The 15536-nt window shown below is 62.5% G+C and carries 13 protein-coding genes; 6 read left to right on the top strand and 7 right to left on the bottom strand.

What is annotated here, in order from left to right; translation table 11 throughout:
- Positions 1 to 39: 39 nt before the first annotated feature.
- From GO988_RS08330 to GO988_RS08305, 6 genes are all read right to left on the bottom strand, one after another.
- Positions 40 to 3093 carry a phosphoribosylformylglycinamidine synthase subunit PurL gene (locus GO988_RS08330; RefSeq protein WP_157564121.1) on the bottom strand — a complete coding sequence of 1018 codons (3054 nt, stop codon included), beginning with the start codon at positions 3091 to 3093 and terminating at the stop codon, positions 40 to 42.
- 71 nt (positions 3094 to 3164) lie between these two features.
- The gene (gene pyrE, locus GO988_RS08325; RefSeq protein ID WP_157564119.1) at positions 3165 to 3785 is read right to left on the bottom strand and encodes an orotate phosphoribosyltransferase; all 621 of its coding nucleotides are present in this window, start codon (positions 3783 to 3785) and stop codon (positions 3165 to 3167) included.
- A 125-nt stretch (positions 3786 to 3910) separates the two neighbouring features.
- A complete protein-coding gene (gene pyrF, locus GO988_RS08320; protein WP_157564117.1) occupies positions 3911 to 4666 on the bottom strand; it encodes an orotidine-5'-phosphate decarboxylase in 756 nt (251 codons plus the stop codon).
- Between the two features lie 774 nt (positions 4667 to 5440).
- Entirely contained in the window at positions 5441 to 6229 is a 789-nt protein-coding gene (locus tag GO988_RS08315; protein ID WP_157564115.1) for a S1/P1 nuclease, read from the bottom strand.
- Between the two features lie 88 nt (positions 6230 to 6317).
- Positions 6318 to 7724 (bottom strand): carbohydrate porin, encoded by a 1407-nt coding sequence (locus GO988_RS08310; protein ID WP_157564113.1) that lies wholly within the window; start codon positions 7722 to 7724, stop codon positions 6318 to 6320.
- A 118-nt stretch (positions 7725 to 7842) separates the two neighbouring features.
- Positions 7843 to 9894, bottom strand: coding sequence for a M13 family metallopeptidase (locus GO988_RS08305; protein WP_157564111.1), 2052 nt, complete (start codon positions 9892 to 9894; stop codon positions 7843 to 7845).
- Positions 9895 to 10021: 127 nt separating this feature from the next.
- Between GO988_RS08305 and GO988_RS08300 the strand changes: the two genes are divergently transcribed.
- The 3 genes from GO988_RS08300 (at position 10022) to GO988_RS08290 (ending at position 11390) form a co-directional block, all read left to right on the top strand.
- Positions 10022 to 10486: a hypothetical protein gene (locus GO988_RS08300; protein ID WP_198172579.1), complete on the top strand. Its 465-nt coding sequence runs from the start codon at positions 10022 to 10024 to the stop codon at positions 10484 to 10486.
- Positions 10487 to 10513: 27 nt separating this feature from the next.
- A complete protein-coding gene (locus tag GO988_RS08295) occupies positions 10514 to 10774 on the top strand; it encodes a hypothetical protein (RefSeq protein WP_157564109.1) in 261 nt (86 codons plus the stop codon).
- Positions 10775 to 10889: 115 nt separating this feature from the next.
- Positions 10890 to 11390: a GNAT family N-acetyltransferase gene (locus tag GO988_RS08290; protein ID WP_157564107.1), complete on the top strand. Its 501-nt coding sequence runs from the start codon at positions 10890 to 10892 to the stop codon at positions 11388 to 11390.
- A gap of 20 nt (positions 11391 to 11410) precedes the next feature.
- Here GO988_RS08290 and GO988_RS08285 read toward each other — a convergent pair whose 3' ends face one another.
- The gene (locus GO988_RS08285; protein WP_157564105.1) at positions 11411 to 13549 is read right to left on the bottom strand and encodes a T9SS type A sorting domain-containing protein; all 2139 of its coding nucleotides are present in this window, start codon (positions 13547 to 13549) and stop codon (positions 11411 to 11413) included.
- Positions 13550 to 13737: 188 nt separating this feature from the next.
- Between GO988_RS08285 and GO988_RS08280 the strand changes: the two genes are divergently transcribed.
- From GO988_RS08280 to GO988_RS08270, 3 genes are all read left to right on the top strand, one after another.
- Entirely contained in the window at positions 13738 to 14136 is a 399-nt protein-coding gene (locus GO988_RS08280) for a carboxypeptidase-like regulatory domain-containing protein (RefSeq protein WP_157564103.1), read from the top strand.
- Positions 14137 to 14146: 10 nt separating this feature from the next.
- A complete protein-coding gene (locus tag GO988_RS08275; RefSeq protein WP_157564101.1) occupies positions 14147 to 14455 on the top strand; it encodes a hypothetical protein in 309 nt (102 codons plus the stop codon).
- A gap of 355 nt (positions 14456 to 14810) precedes the next feature.
- Positions 14811 to 15446, top strand: a complete 636-nt coding sequence (locus tag GO988_RS08270) for a response regulator transcription factor (RefSeq protein ID WP_157564099.1) — start codon at positions 14811 to 14813, stop codon at positions 15444 to 15446.
- Positions 15447 to 15536 lie beyond the last annotated feature (90 nt).

Here is a 15536-nt window from a genome sequence, read left to right as displayed (position 1 = left end):
TTGCCCCACTGAAATAATAACTCGTTAACTTTTATATTGTTACTGTAAGCTCGCAGCTGGCTCCAACCCAATAGTTTGGTTAACCGGGCCGTTGGTCCAAGCCTGCCGCAGGTGCATCGTGTCGAGGTGCAGCAATTCCTTACCCTGGTAGCGCACGCGCAGCAGCCCATCGGCCGTAACGCGCCCCAGGCAGGTAGCCCGCTCCTCCAAAATACTCTCGAAGGCCCACACATCTTCCGGTGCCACGGTTACCACAAAGCGCGAGTGCGACTCGCTGAACAGCATCGCTTCCAGCGACAGCTCGCCGTCGAGGTAGCCGCCCAGGTCGAGGTCGGCTCCCAGGCCATCGCGGCCGAAGGTGCACTCGGCCACGGCCACGGCCAGGCCGCCGTCGCTCAGGTCGTGGCTGCTCTGAATGAGGCCCTGCTCGTTGGCCTCGCCCACCAGGGTGTACAGTTCCTTCGCTTTGTCGAAGCGTACTTGCGGCACGTTGGCGCCCAGCTGGTTGTAGAGTTGGTAGAACTCGGAGCCACCTAGTTCGTCGTAGGTTTCGCCGAGCAGATAAATTACGTCGTCGGCTTGTTTAAAATCGGACGTTACTACCTGGCGCACGTCTTCCACCTTGGCCGTCATCGAATAAAGGACCGTCGGTGGCACCGAGATTTTCACCCCATCGGCCTTGAAGTCGTTCTTCATCGAATCCTTGCCGCTGGTAAGCGGAATGCAGTAGGCTGCGCAGGCATCGCGCAGGGCCTGGCACATTTGCACCAATTTAGCCAGCTTCTGCTTGCCATCGGGGTTAATGACGGGGTCGTACACCGAATCCGGCACGCAGAAATTGTCGTTTACCGACCAGAAAATATTGTCGCCCGGCGTCAGGTTGGGCAACTTGCCGCCCACCGAAATAATCTGCCGCACAGCCTCGTCAAACGAGCCGGCCGACATGTGGTAGGCGTCGAGGTCGCCGAAACGGGGTAGGATGCCGTTGCTCACGGCTACCCCCTCCCAGCTCTCGAAGTTGAAGCGCACCACGGCGGCATCCTGCGGCGCTTGGCCGGTGGCGCCCATCAGGGGTTTTACCACCGTGCGGCCCTTCACTTCGTGGTCGTACTGCCGAATAACCGACTCGCGCGAGCAGATATTGAGTGTGCCCAACAACTTCACTAGCACGTCGTTGTAGTCTAGCGCGGCGGGCAGCTCGGGTTCCTGGGCGGCAGGCTTGGCGTACTCGGCTAGCAGCGTTTTGCGCGGCACGCCGTCGTGCAAGAATTCTAGCGAGAGACCGGCAATGGGTTGGTTATCAAACTTTACGTCGAGGAAGCCTTCGGCATTGAAGAAGCCAATATCAGTCAGCTCGACCTCCATTTCGCGGCCCAGAGCCAGCAGTTCGTCTAGCTTAGTAGGCTCCACGGCGAGGGTGAAACGCTCTTGCGACTCGCTCAGAAAAATCTCCCAGGGCTTGAGGCCGGGATATTTCAGCGGCACCTTTTCTAGCTCGACTACCGCGCCGCCGGGGATGAGCGCCAGCTCACCGATGCTCGACGAGAGGCCGCCCGCGCCATTGTCGGTGCTGCACCGGATGAGGCCGCGCCGCGTGGCGATGATAAGAAAGTCCATCGCCAGCTTCTGGGTGATGGGCGAGCCGATTTGTACGGCCGTGGCGGGCGCGGCTTCGTCGAGCTCGATGCTCGAAAAAGTGGCCCCGTGGATGCCGTCCTTCCCTACCCTACCCCCCGCCATGATGATGCGGTCGCCGGGCAGAATCACCTTTTCCCAGCTGTCCTTACCGGCCAGCTGCATGGGCATTACGGCTCCGGTGCCGCAGTACACCAGCGGCTTGCCGGCGTAGCGGTCGTCGAAAACGATGGCCCCGTTCACGGTAGGCACGCCCGACTTGTTGCCGCCGTCTTCAATTCCCTTACGCACGCCCTCAAAAATGCGGCGCGGGTGCAATTGGCCCGTTAGCAGCGGCCCGTCGTAATCGGGGTTGCCAAAGCACAACACGTTGGTATTGAACAATAAGCGCGCGCCGCCGATGCCGGTAGCCAACGGGTCGCGGTTATTACCCAAAATGCCCGTAATAGCCCCGCCGTAAGGGTCGATGGCCGAGGGCGAGTTGTGCGTCTCGACCTTCCACACGAACAGCGACTCGGGGTTGATGCGCACCGCGCCAGCATTGTCCGAAAATACCTTGATGAGCCAGTCGTTGCCGTTGGCACGCAGCTGGCGGTCTACCTCGCTGGTCGCACCTTTAATGAAGGTTTTGAACAGGCCATCAATTTCTTCCTCGGCGCCCGTCTCCAGGTTTTTATACTTGATAAGGGCGCTAAATTCCTTGTGCTTGCAGTGCTCCGACCAGGTTTGGGCCAGAATCTCCATCTCGCAATCGGTGGGGTCGGCGGGCAGGCCCAAGCCCAAGCGCTGCTCGCGCACACTGCCCTGGTCGAAGTACGCGCGGATGGCCTGCATTTCGGGCAGGTTGAGCGCGTACACGTTGTCCTTGCTCAGTTGCAGCAATTGCTCGTCGCTGAGGCCAGTGAGTTGAATGGTTTCGGTGCGGGCATCGGCGCCGCCGCCGGGGCGCGGGGTGTAGTCGCGCACGCCATCGGCCGTGGCACCCACCTCAAACCGGTTAATCAGCTTGTTGCCCAGCAGCTCTTCGGCCAGCCTCCGCAGGTCGGCGGGGGGTAGGGCGTTTTCTACCCAGTACAGCCGCTTCGAGAAAATATGCTGCGTGCGGGTATCGATAGGCTCGTTGAGGAAGTCGCTCAGCGCATTCTGGGCCGAGGTGCCTTCGTCGTCCGTCACGCCGGGGCCCTTGGCCACTAGGATGTAGCTCTTGAAGCCGGCCGGCGCACCTAGTTGGTCGATGGCAACCGAGTGCAGCACCGGGTCTTGCAAGCAGGCAGCGGCGAAGCTAGCTACCTGCGCCTCGCTGAGGCCGGGGTAGCGCACGGCGTAGAGGGCCGCGCTGCGTACCTGGCCGGTGCGCAAGCCGAGGTGGCGGGCCGCGTCGGCGGCCACGCGCCGGCCGTCGCCGTCGTGCCGGCCGGGTTGGAGGGTAAGGAGGATGGAATGCTGGTTGGTTTCCAAATGGGAGGGGCAGCCCGCAGCCGCCCGTTAAGTGGAGCAATCGAGCGGCCGCTTGCCGCCCTTACCTCGGGTTAGGCGTCCGGCCGACTGCCGGGCTTCACCGCCGGAATGCCGGCTAGGTGAGCCGGCACGGCATCGGCCGCAAACACAGCCGCCTGCACCGGCAACAAGGCAAAGTTCGGGAACGGAAGCTGCGCGGCACCATTGGTGCGGTCAATTAAAGAGGCCACTGCCAGCACTTCGACCCCCATTTCACCCAAAACCCGGGCTACTTCGAGGGTGCTTTTGCCGGTCGTAACTACGTCTTCGGCAATGACTACCCTTTCGCCAGGGGCCAATGTGAAGCCGCGGCGCAAAATCATTTGGCCGTTGGCATCGCGCTCCGTAAAAAGGGAGGGCACGCCGAGCTGGCGCGCCAATTCGTAGCTTACCACCACGCCCCCCATGGCGGGGCCAACCACCACATCGGGCACCAAGCCGGCTTCGCGCAAGCGGCTGGCCAGTACGGCCATAGCCGGCGCAGCCAGCTCAGGCTTGCGCAAAAAGCGGGCGCACTGCACGTACGTATCTGAGTGCAGCCCCGACGAGAGCTTGAAGTGCCCGCTCAGCAGCGCACCCTCCTGGCGCAGTTGCGCTTCGAGGATGCTGGCGACTTCGGCGGGGGGTAGGCCGGGGGTGAGGGTGTTGGTCATAATCTTTGAAAATTCAATCAGAACGTCAGGCAAAGCGAAGGCAAGCAGCCCAGCATCGTTGAACAAATGAGCTTACTGCTGCACGCAAGATGCTTCGGCCGGCTCAGCAGGACGTTTTTTAAAACTTAAGCTGTTATTGCCCGGTGCTCGTTTATTTCATTCATCAATTCCCGCGCGGCCGCGCTGGCATCCTCGGCCTGCCAAATGCTGCGCGAGGCATTAATCAGCAGCCCGCCGCCATCGGCTAGCAAGCCGGCGGCTAGCACGGCCGCCAAGTCACCGCCCTGCGCGCCAATGCCGGGCACTAAGAACCATTGCGTAGGGCAGAGCTGGCGCAGGCGACCCAGCGCCGCCGCATCGGTAGCGCCGGCCACGAGGCCGATGTTGCCGTGCGTCGTGTTAAGGTCGGCTAAGAGTTGGGCGGTGAAATCGCTAACGGGCTGGCCGGTTTGCAACAGCGCCTCCTGGATGGGCGAGTGGTTCGAAGTTTTGGCCAGGGCAAATACAAACTTGCCGGGTCGGGCGAAGGGCACCACCGCATCGGCGCCCATGTAGGGGTTCACCGTCACGGCATCGGCGCCCAGCTCGTCGTAGGCAAACTGCGCGTAGTGCATGGCCGTGTTGGCGATGTCGCCAAACTTGCCGTCCAGAATCACCGGAATGCCGTCGGGTACGCTAGCGATGGCTTGGCGCAAGAGCTGCACCCCGTTGGGGCGGCTCAGGAAAAACGCTAGATTAGGCTTAAAGGCGGCGGCGTAGGGCGCGGTTTGGGTAATTACCTGGGGTAGGCGGCGCGTCACGTCTTCGTCGGAGCCGGTGGGGTCGAGGCCCACGCAAAGCAGCGTGTTGGCCTGGGCAACGCGGGCGAGGAGCTTTTGCATAAACCGGGGAAAGCGAGGTAAAAACGGAGTAAAAATAAAAGCGCCCGGCCTAGCCGGGCGCTTCGTAGTCAAGAGCTTAGATTACATTCTCACAGTTAATCAGAAAGGGCACGCACTCACGGATGTCAGTCTGGCCTATGATAACCTGCGCCACGCTGCTTAGATTGCGGTTTCCGGCGTGTACCGGAGTAGCAGAAAGGGTAACAGCCACAGTCGGGGAAAGCGTGTTGGTATCCATCAGTGGAGTTGAGGGGGAATTTGTTAGTGAGAGAAACTAAAAAAACCTGGGACCTTACGCGCCAGCCGGGCACAAAAAAACCGCCTCAAAGACTTGGGGCGGCGAATCGAAAAAACGAACAACGAAACGAAAGACAAACGGCGGCAACGGCCTTCCGGTCTTCTCGCAGGGCGACCAGTTGGGTCGTTCCGCGCTCCATCAACTGGTGGTTGAGTGCGTTCACGGTGCAAAATTACCAGCCTTTTTTGGGGACCGCTAGTGTCAAGGTAAAAAAGACTTTTCGCCGATTTTTTTACAGATTTTTTTCAGCCTAAAAGCGGTCAGCAACACGCTTTTCGCTGGCTTTAGGCAATCAAAAAAAATTGCCAAATTTTTAACTCTTTGCACGTCAGCTAGTAGCTGCCGTAACTTTGGCTGTTTATTCCGCTAATGTGCCGGTAATCTGTGGCCGGGCCACTACCGCTTTAGCCCAATGAAAAGGCCGCTGTACCAGATTGGTACAGCGGCCTTTTCATTGAAAAACCAGTTCGACCGGCCTACTTAAAGGCCTCGTTCAGCACGGCGGCCAGCCGCACGCCGGCCTGCTGAATGCGCTGCTTGATGAGGGGCGCGTGGGCCGGAAAGTAGCGAAAATCTAGGTTGGGCTGCTGCGCTACCTCGGCGTAGAGCTGGCTCGACAGCGTGTAGGACTCGAACAGCCACTCGGCGGGGTCGGCGGCCGCCTGCCAGGTTTTGAGCAAGGTGGGGGGTAGGGCAGCATCGTACTGCTGGCTCATCTCAGTATAGTCGAGGCCTTGGTAGTCGATGAGGCCGCTGTCCCAGAGGCTGTGCAGGTTGGTGTCTTTGCCGCGGTAAGTGAGCTTGATGTCGTTGCCGCCCCGGTCTTCGGCGCGGCCCGAGTGCATCGGCTGGTGAATGTCGCCAATGATGTGCACGACAAAGACGAGCGCCTCGGCCCGCTGCTCGCGGGTTTTGGAAGGGTCTTTCAGCTCCTTGATTTTCAGCTGCAAGATATTGTACGCGTTCGGCTTATCCTGCGCCTTAATGGCCTGCACGTACTGGTCGTGGGGTAGGTTGAGCGCCGTATTGATGTAGTGCCAGGGCGCGGTATCCTTGTACTCGGGCAGCGCGAGCATCTCGTCGGGCTGGGTGCTGACGAGCGTGAGGGTTTGGGTGCCCAGCAGGGCGGCTACCTGGCGGCGTGCCTTCTCGGTGAGGTGATGCTCGGCGATGTTGCCCACGGCCCGGTGGCCTTCAACGCCCCACGCCCAGAGGCGCAGCGGCAAAACGGCCAGCAACGCCAGCGAAAAAAAGAGTTTGCGCATTCGTAAAAAAGGAAAGACCGGCAAGGACACCTTGCCGGCCCAAGAGTTGCAATAACCTGAACAAATTGCGCCACGGGCGCCTACCCCCCTAAAACTCGACGTGCACTCGCAAGGCCACCACGTGCACCGGCCCGGGCAGGCGGCTGGTATTGTAGCCGGGGTTGAAAATAATTTGATAATCAGGACTTAGCGCGGCGTGGTAGCGCGGAAAGTCGATGCTGTAATAAATTTCGCCAATGTATTCGAGGCCGTAGTCGAGGCGGCCGTCGCCGAGGATGAAGCCCGAGCCGCCCGCCGCCAGGTAGGCGCGGTGGTCTTGCGAGAGGCCGTTTGCCACGAAGGCGGCCCCGAGGCGGTCGGTGGGGCGCTTCCAGCGCGCGCCGGTGCTGGTAGCGCCCAAGCTCAGGCTATGGTCAATTTCGGTGAAGGCCCAGGTTTCGTTGTGGCCGTCGTTGTAGCTAAAGCGGCCGAAAACGCCTACGCTGGGCGAAACTTCCTGCTCGGCATTCACCACGAAGCCGTATTTGGTGCGGCGCTCGGCGCGGGCGGCCGTCACGTCGGGCGCGGCGGCGGTGCCGAGGGCCTGGCGCACGGCCAGGTTGTAGCTGCCCATGGCGGCCTGGTTGCGAAAGCCCAGCAGCCGCACCGCGCCAGGGTGGTTATTAATATTATACGACTTCGTGATTTCGGCCGTCAGGGCCTGGGCCTTGTCGTAGTGAAAATCGAGGGTAGGGCCGTTGGCATCGGTGGGCATGGAGGTGGCGCTGGCCCGCAGCGCCAGGCCGGGCTGCACGTATTCGAGCACCGCGCCCACGGTGTAGCCGCGCACATTGGCGGGGTAGTCCCAGCCGCCGGCGCTCATCAGGCTCCAGTTGAAAAACTGCGTGCGCGGGTCGTGCGAGTAGCTGTTCTGGTCGAAATAGTCGGCGATGCTGAACTTGCCCACGTTCAGGGCCAGGTAGCGCGCGGGGCGCGTGCCCTTCAGCTGGTTGAGGTCGTCGGCATCGTCTTCTTCGGCCGGGCCCAGCGCCCAGAGTTGGCGCAGGTAGAGGCGCGCCAGGTACACTTGCGGCGAGGGGTCGCCGATGCGAAACGTTTCGCCGTTGGGCGCGCCGCCGATGCCGGTGGCGCCGCTTAGGCCGCTACCGCCCGCCACCTCGGGGTTGAAGTACACGGCCGCGCCCTTCCAGAGCCGCCGGCCAATAAAGAGGGTAGTCGTGAGCGAGAGCTTAGCGTTTTCACGGGCTTGCAGGCTGTGGTCGCCCGTGTAGCGGGGGCTCAAGTCATTGTGCCACTGCTGAATGATGGTCTGCTGGAAGTGCAGGCTCCAGTTCTCGTCGTGCGTGTGGTGGGTAGGCTCCTGGGCCGAGGCGGCGGCCGGCTGCTGGCTAGGCGTGACGGAGGCGGGCGGCGTCACTTGGCCCTGCGCCAGCGCGCGGCCCGCCAGCAGGGTGCCCAAAGCCACGCCCAGCGCCCGCAAAAAGTATAATTTCATCAACCAGAAAAAGTAAAGGCGTAAGCAATACGCCCAGCAAAAGTAAGCCCGGCGCGGGGGCCGGGCTTACATTCATCTGGTATTCATACTACTTAGGCAGCATGCTTTCTACCCCCTGCTACCAGATTTTCACGCGCGCCGAGTCGGGGATGTAGAGCTTTTGGCCGGGCTTCACCCCAAAGGCTTCGTAGAAGGCCGGCACGTCGGCCATCGGGCCATTCACACGGTATTGGGCCGGCGAGTGCACGTCGGTGAGCAGCTGCGAGGCCAGGCTTTCGTCGCGAAAGTGCATTTGCCAGCCCAGGGCGTAGCCCAAGAAGTAGCGTTGCACGGGCGTGAGGCCGTTAATTTTCTGGCCCTCCTTGTACTGCTTGGTTTTCTTGAAGGCGTCGAGGCCGATGACAATGCCGCCAAGGTCGGCGATGTTTTCGCCGGCCGTGGCCTTGCCGTTGATGTGCAGCGAATCGAGCAGCGTGTAGCCATTGAACTGCCTGACAATGACGGCCACGCGCTGGTTGAAGCGCTTGCGGTCGTCCTTGCTCCACCACTCGTGCAGGTTGCCTTTGGCGTCGAACTGGCTACCCTCGTCGTCGAAGCCGTGGGTGAGCTCGTGGCCGATGGTGCTGGCGCCGGCGTAGCCGTACACCAGCGCATCGTCGGCATCGGCATCGAGCAGGGTAGGCACGGCGAAGGCGGCGGCAGGCAGCACAATCTCGTTGTTGCTGGGGTTATAGTAGGCGTTGTAGGTCTGGGGCGTCATGTTCCACTCGGTGCGGTCCACGGGCTTGCCGAGCTTGTCAATCTCGTAGTACTTATAGCGCCACTGGTGAGCGCGCATCACGTTGGCCGTGAGTGAACTGCGGTCGATTGTGAGCGACGCGTAATTCTTCCACTTGGTGGGGTAGCCTACTTTAGGCGTGATTTTATGGAGCTTATCCAGGGCCACAACTTTGGTGGGCGCGCTCATCCAGTCCACGTTTTTGATGTGGTCGGCGAAGGACGACACCACGTTTTTCACCAGGGTATCGTAGCGGGCTTTGGCCTCCGGCTTGAAGTATTCTTTCACAAAAAGCTGGCCCAGGGCGTCGCCCAGCGCGCGCTCCTGCATATCGAGCACGCGCTTCCAGCGGGGGCGCTGGCTGGTGGCGCCGTGCAGCACCGTGCCATAGAACCGGAAGTTCTCCTGGTCGAAATCGCGGCTCAGCGTGGGCGCATATTCGTGGGTTAGCTGCCAGCTCAGGTAAGCCTGCCAATCGGCGAGTGGGGTAGTTTTCAGCAGCGTGCCAACGGTCTGATAAAATTCGGGCTGCCCCACAATCACCGAATCGAGCCGCTGCTGGCCCAACTGGCCAAACCAGGTTTTCCAGTCGAGGCCCGGCGTGAGCTTATCGAGCTGCGCCAGGCTCATTTTGTGGTAGTTGGCGTAGGGGTCGCGCAGGGCTTCGAGCTTGCGCGACGACTTGGCCAGCGTGGTTTCGAGGGCCATTACCCGCGCCGCGTGGGCGTTGGCCGTGGCCGAGTCCTGGCCCAGCAGCTTAAAGGTGTTGGCGACGTGGCGCAAGTAGGCGCGCCGAATGTTTTTGGTGCGCGTATCGGTGTTGAAGTAGTAGTCGCGGTTGGGCAGGCCTAGGCCCGACTGCCACAGGTAGAGCGCCATTTTATCGCTGTTTTTGGCGTCTTGCTGCACATTGGGGCCGATGAGCGCATCGACGCCTAGCGGAATGAGCCGCGCGATTTCGGCCTGCACATCGGCCGCCGTTTTCAGGGCCGCAATGCGGTCGAGCTCGGGTTTGAGGGGGGTAGCCCCCAGTTTATCAGCCTTCACCGAATCAATTCCCACGGCCCAGAAATCGCCGATTTTCTGCTGGTTGCTGCCGGCTGCCGCGTTGGCCTTGGCCGCTTCCACGCTGATCTCACGCAAGCGGGCATACACTTCCTTCTGCACCTCAATGCCGATGCCCGAGCTGTTTTCCGAAGCCGGGATGGGATGGTTTTTAATCCAGGTGCCGTTCGCGTAGCTGAAAAAATCGTTGCCGGGCGCCACGGTGGTGTCAAGGGCGGCGTGCAGCAAATCGGGCTTGCCATCGGCGCCAGCCGTGGAGGTAGTGGAAGAATGGCAGGCCGTGGCCAGGGCTGCCAGCAGCGGCAGCGCCAGTAGGTTTTTATTCATGTAGAAGACAAAGAGCTAAGAAGCATTGCCGAGCCTACCGCTCAGCTCCACAATAGTAGCGCGGGCGGGCGCACATTAGCTAAGGGGCGGCGCTTTACGTAGGACGGTTGCACTACTTTCCGCCTTGATGTCGCTGCCGCACTTGCTCCTGCTCAATTTTGCCCTGGCGGCCTACCTCACGGGCGTTATCTGGGTGGTGCAGCTGGTGGTGTATCCGGCGCTGGCGCTGGTGGGCAAGCCCGAATTTGGCCGCTACCACCGGGCCCACACGCGCGGCATGGGCTGGGTGGTGGGCGCCCCCATGGTGCTCGAGCTGGCGCTGGCCGGCTGGCTGGCCTGGTCCGCCTACCCGCGCTGGGGGGCGGGGCCGGCGCTCGGGCAGCTGGCGCTGGTCGTGGGCATTTGGGCGGCCACGTTTTTGGTGGCGGTGCCTTTTCACAACCGGCTAGAGGCGCAGGGGTACAACTATATTGCCATCGATGGCCTCACGCGCACCAACTGGCTGCGCACGCTGGCCTGGACGGCCCGCGCCGCGCTGCTGGGCTATTTTCTCTGGCTCTACTCCTACCCTATCTCTCCCATCGCTGCGTAACTTGCGGCCTTAAATCTGGCTTACCTCATGATGATGAAACGCTTCCTGCCCGCGCTGCTGGCTTCGGCTGCCCTGACGCTGGCCCTGTCGGCATGCAGCTCGCCCGACGGCAACCCCACTTCGACCGAAGACGACGTAGCTACCGCGCCCCTGCCGGCCCTACCCCCGCCGCCGCCCGATACCACCGGCGGCAAAAAAGCCCCCGCCCCGGCGCCCAACAGCGTAATGCGCGAGCTGACCGCTCCCAACGCCACGGAGGACATCAAGAAGATGCAGCCGCAGATGTAAATCGCAGATTCCACTAATTCTTTTTTACTTGCGAAAGCCTGCGTTTCTGAGTTGCCTGGCAGCTTAGGAACGCAGGCTTTCGTTTGGTCTAGTACGCTACCCTCTTCCTTTTCTTATGGCTACTTCACTTGTTTTGCGCCGGGGCCGGGAGGCCGATTTGCCCCAGGTGCTGGCCCTCATTCAGGAGCTAGCTGCGTATGAACGTGCGCCCGAGGCCGTTACGAACACCCTGGAAATGATGCGGCACGATGGCTTCGGCCCGGCGCCGATTTTTGGTTTTTTTGTGCTCGAAAACGAGGCCGCGCTGGTGGGCCTGGCCCTTTTCTACACCGCGTATTCGACCTGGAAAGGCCGCATGTTGTACCTCGAAGACCTGGTGGTAACCGAGGCCGCCCGGCGAGGGGGCTACGGCCGGCTGCTCTTCGATGCCGTAGTGGCCGAGGCGCGCCGCACCGGTGCCCAGCGCCTTAAGTGGCAGGTGCTCGACTGGAACGAGCCGGCCATCGGCTTCTACAAAAAGCTCGGCGCCAACATCGAAAGCGAGTGGCTCAATGGCAACCTGGGCGCCGACGAGTTGGCGGCCTACGAGGTGGCGCCGGCCGCGGCGGGCCTGTAAGCCCTACCCCCTGCTCCAGCTTATAGCCGCACCAGGCGCACGCTGCGGCTGCTTTGGTCGGCGGCAGTAAAGCGCAGGATGTAGAAGCCAGGTGCCATCCCGGCCATGCTCAGCGTCAGCACGTTGAGGCCGGCTTGCACCGCCACGCGCTGGCCCCGGTGGTAGCGGCCCAGCTCGTCGTAGAAACGCAGCACCAGGTTGCCGGCCACGGCGGCCGAGTACGTAAGCTGCACGGCATCGCCCACCACGGGGTTTGGGAAAACCTGGGCACCCGCCGCTACTGCCTCGGCACTCATGGCCAGTGGTGCGGCGTAGTCGGTGCTGCCATCGGGCCGGCGCACGCCCAAGCGGTAGTAGCGCAAGCCACCGGGCGGCTGCGGGTCGGTGAGGGTGTACTGGCCAGTGGCCTGGCCGGCGGCTATGGTGGCCACGGCCTGCCAGCCCGCGGCCGCCGCAGTGGTATCAATGCCCGCGCTACGCTCTAGCACAAAGCTGCTTACAAAGCACTCGTCGCGCGTGCTGAAGGTGAGGAGGGGGGTAGGCCCTACCCCCGCCGCCAGCCCCGAGAGGGGCGCTGGCAGCAAGCCTGGCCCGCCGCAGCCCCGGTTGCGAAAGCTACGGGTGCGCAGCACCAGTCGCCCGCCCGCCACATCAGAAGCCGGGTCGAGCACCCGCAGGTTGGTGCCTGCCGCAATGCCGTAGTGCATAATGGCCCGCGGCCGAATCAGGTGGGTGAGCTGCTGGGCATGGCCGAGCTCGTGCACGGCTACCGACTCAAAATCGTACTGCCCACCCAGCGCCAGCGCGGGCCCAAACTGAAACGGCAGGGCAGAGGTGAATAGCTGGTCGATTTCGGCCACGTAGAATACCACGTTGCCGGTGGGGTCGTAGCAGCCCTGGTAGTACGACGTGGTGCGACCCAGCACGCGGGCGGGCAGCGTGTTGCCATCGTCAAAGGCAATAACGTTGCTATTGTCCGACGCGATGGTGTTGGCCGCGGCATCGCTTCCCAGCTCCCAGTTGATGCCCGTGCTACAGCGCCACTGCGCCAAGCCGCGCTGCCAGGCCGCAGTGGCGGCGGCATTACTCCGAAAATTGGGGCTAATATGAAACGTGAGGCCGCCCGTGGCATTGGTGGCAATGTGGCTGGGGCGGTCGGCCAGCGTACCGGCCGCATTATCTATGTTGCTGAGCGCATAGAGGATAGTGACCGAAGTGGCCGTAGTAGCCGTGGTGCCATCGCTGGTTACCACGCTTACTGGACCGGTGCCGGCGGGGTGGCCGCCGCTGGCCAGCGACGGAATGTGCACCTGCACCTGCGTGTCGCTCCAGCTCAGGTAGTCGCGGTCGAGGGCGCGGGTAGTGGTGGCGCCCCCGTCGTCGGCATTGCGAAAATCGACGCCCCCGCTGCCCCGGCTGCTGCCAAAACCGCTCCCCCGAATGGTGAGCACTACGCCTGTACCGGCCGTGGCCAGGGCCGGGCTAAAAGAAACAATGGCCGGCGCCAGCGTTTGCAGCGTCGAATTAGGACTGCTGGCCTTGGCTCCTAAGGCGCGCGGAGCAGCCGCTAGCAGCCGCCAATTGGGCCGTAGCTGCTGGGCAGGCTGGCCACTAAGCTGCTCGGTTTGCTGGCGGGCGGCGGCCCAACTGGCGTAGGTACGGGCCGGCTCGGCCGCCGTGCCCCGCGCCACATCATACAAAATAACGCCCTGGCTAGATGCGTAAGCCGCAAAGGCGGGCCCGCCGCCCACAGCAACCCAAGGCGCGGGCATCAAAAAGAACAGGCCTTGCTGGCCCACTGGCAGCGGGTGCAGCGTATTGGTGAGCTCCTGCCGGGCCAGGCCCACCTGGCCGCCTTCCACCAGCAGGGGTAGGGCAGCGGTATCGGGCAGCGCCCCTTTCAGCACCCGAAATACGCGCAGCCGCTGCCGCGTAAAAATGTGCTGGTGAGCAGCATCCCACTCGCCCACGGCATCGAGCACTTCGGCCTCTACTACGAGGCTGGCCGCCTGCACACGCTCGGCGGGGCTTAGGGGCAGTAGCAGGCAGGGCAGCGGTGCCGACTGCGCCCGGAGCGCGCTGGGCCCCGGCCCTACCCCCACCCACAGGCCCCACACCAGCGCCACTAGCCACCAACGAGAAGTAGTACAAATGCTCATGCTCAACAGTAAAAAGTAGGTGCAATGGCTCGACTTACGCAGCCCGGGCCGTAAAAGGTACTACAGCCCGGCACGCTTGTTGAAAAGAAGCGTCGTGTTCAGCTTTTGCTCATTTTTACCGTATCTAGTGCTTCTCTCCCACCCTCTAGTGCGCGGCGTGGCCGTGCGCGGGTAGCCGCTGCTTTTCTATGAAAAATTCAGTTCTCTTCTTTAGCCTGTTTTTGGCCAGTGCCGGGCCGGTTTTGGCCCAAACGGCGCCTACCCCCCACCCGGCGGCCGGGGCTCCTGCCCAGCCGTGCGCGGTGTTTAGCGGCCGGGTCAGCGCCAGCGAAAAGCCCCTGGCGGGCGTCACGGTGGCCGTTAAAGGCACCAGCATCATTCTCATCACCAATGAAGAGGGCTTCTTCACGTTGCCGGCGCAGGTCACGCAGTTTCCTACCCTAGCGGTGAGCGCCGCCGGCTACGCCCCCATCGAGCTAACCCTTAACAGCTGCACCCCTGTTATGGTCGAGATGCAGTTGCTGCCGGGCACGCGCATCAAGCAGCGCGGCAAGCGCAAAGGCTTTATTATGAAAACGGGCCAGTAGGCCAGCTGACGTGGCCACTGCCCCTGCTTCCGAAATATTTAGTATCCGCAGCAGTTTCCGGGTGCCGGGGCTGGGGCTGTTGGTGCTGCCCGCGGCGCCCGCGGCCGCTTGGCTAGCCGCCCAGCCGCTGCATACGGTGCTGGGCTTGGCGCTGCATCGCCCTGGCCAGCCGCCTCTACCCCTGCCTGGCACCATCGAGGAGCTGGCCCATGCCGACGAGCCACCGACCCGCGCCTTGCTCCTCGACGCCGACCCCGGCGAGCTCCCCGCGGGCGCCTACTTAGAAGTAGGTATTTTAGAATTTCCGCATTTGTTTTAGCGGTAGCAGGCACGTACTTTACGCCACATCTATTCTTACAGTCAGTTGGTTATGTCCAGCTTATTTGAGGATGGATGGGCTTTGTACCTCACTCCTCCTACCAGCTATGACTTCACTCTTTGCGGCGGCTCCCAGGGCCGTTTTTCCAGGCCCGGTGGGCTCGGATTTCTGGGACGCGGTTTTTTCGACTGCGCCCTCTGACCGGCGGCGCGTAGTGGCAGGCGCACGGCTCGCCCCTACGCGCCGGCCCTACCCCTCTCGCTTGGCGGGTGCTCCCGGACGGTTGCTTACTGCGGCGCGCCCCTTGTTAACTGCCTGTTTACGCTAGCTGCCACCCGATGTCAGTTTTTGGTAAATGGCAACGCTCCTTCCGGATACGGGCCTGCTGGTGGCAGCCCCGCCCACCCTACTGCGCCATGGCCTACTGGTAACGCTGCGCGAAACCTGGCCGGACTGCCCCATTCATTTCACCACCGACCCCGCGCAGCTGCCAGCCTTATTGCGGCAGCAGCCGTGCGCCCTGCTCATTGTGGATGGCCCGGCCCTCCCGGCCACCGTGCTGCCCACTATGCTGCAACAGATTCAGCGCCAACACCCGCAATTACCCCTGTTGGTACTGACGGGCCGCCGCCCGCCTTCCCTACCCCAAGCCCGGCCCGACGCGGCTACGCTGCGCCTGCTCTCGCGCCAGGCCACGCCCAGTGAGGTGGCGGGCGCCGTGGTAGACCTGCTGGCCGAAGGGCACGTTTCTACCCTGCCAGCGCCGGCCCGCCCGCGCGCCCTACCCCCACGCGCAGGCTTCAGCCCCCGCGAGCTCGAAGTACTGAGCTTGGTAGTAGACGATTTGTGCAACGAGCAAATTGCGGAGCGCCTCTGCCTCAGTGTGCGCACTGTAGAAAGCCACCGCCGGGCCCTGTTGCAAAAGGCGGGCGTGCGTACCCTCGTAGGCCTCGTGGTGCGGGCCATCCGCGAGGGTTGGGTCAGCGCCTGAGCTTCAGTGTTAAAATACCTGCACTTAGAACCACCTAGCGCACTTTGCTTTCGGCTTAGCCGGCGCTAGCCCTTCAGTACCGTTAGACTG

Source organism: Hymenobacter ginkgonis (assembly GCF_009755225.1).
GTDB classification, from domain to species: Bacteria; Bacteroidota; Bacteroidia; order Cytophagales; family Hymenobacteraceae; genus Hymenobacter; species Hymenobacter ginkgonis.
This window is presented reverse-complemented; position numbering and strand designations above follow the sequence as displayed.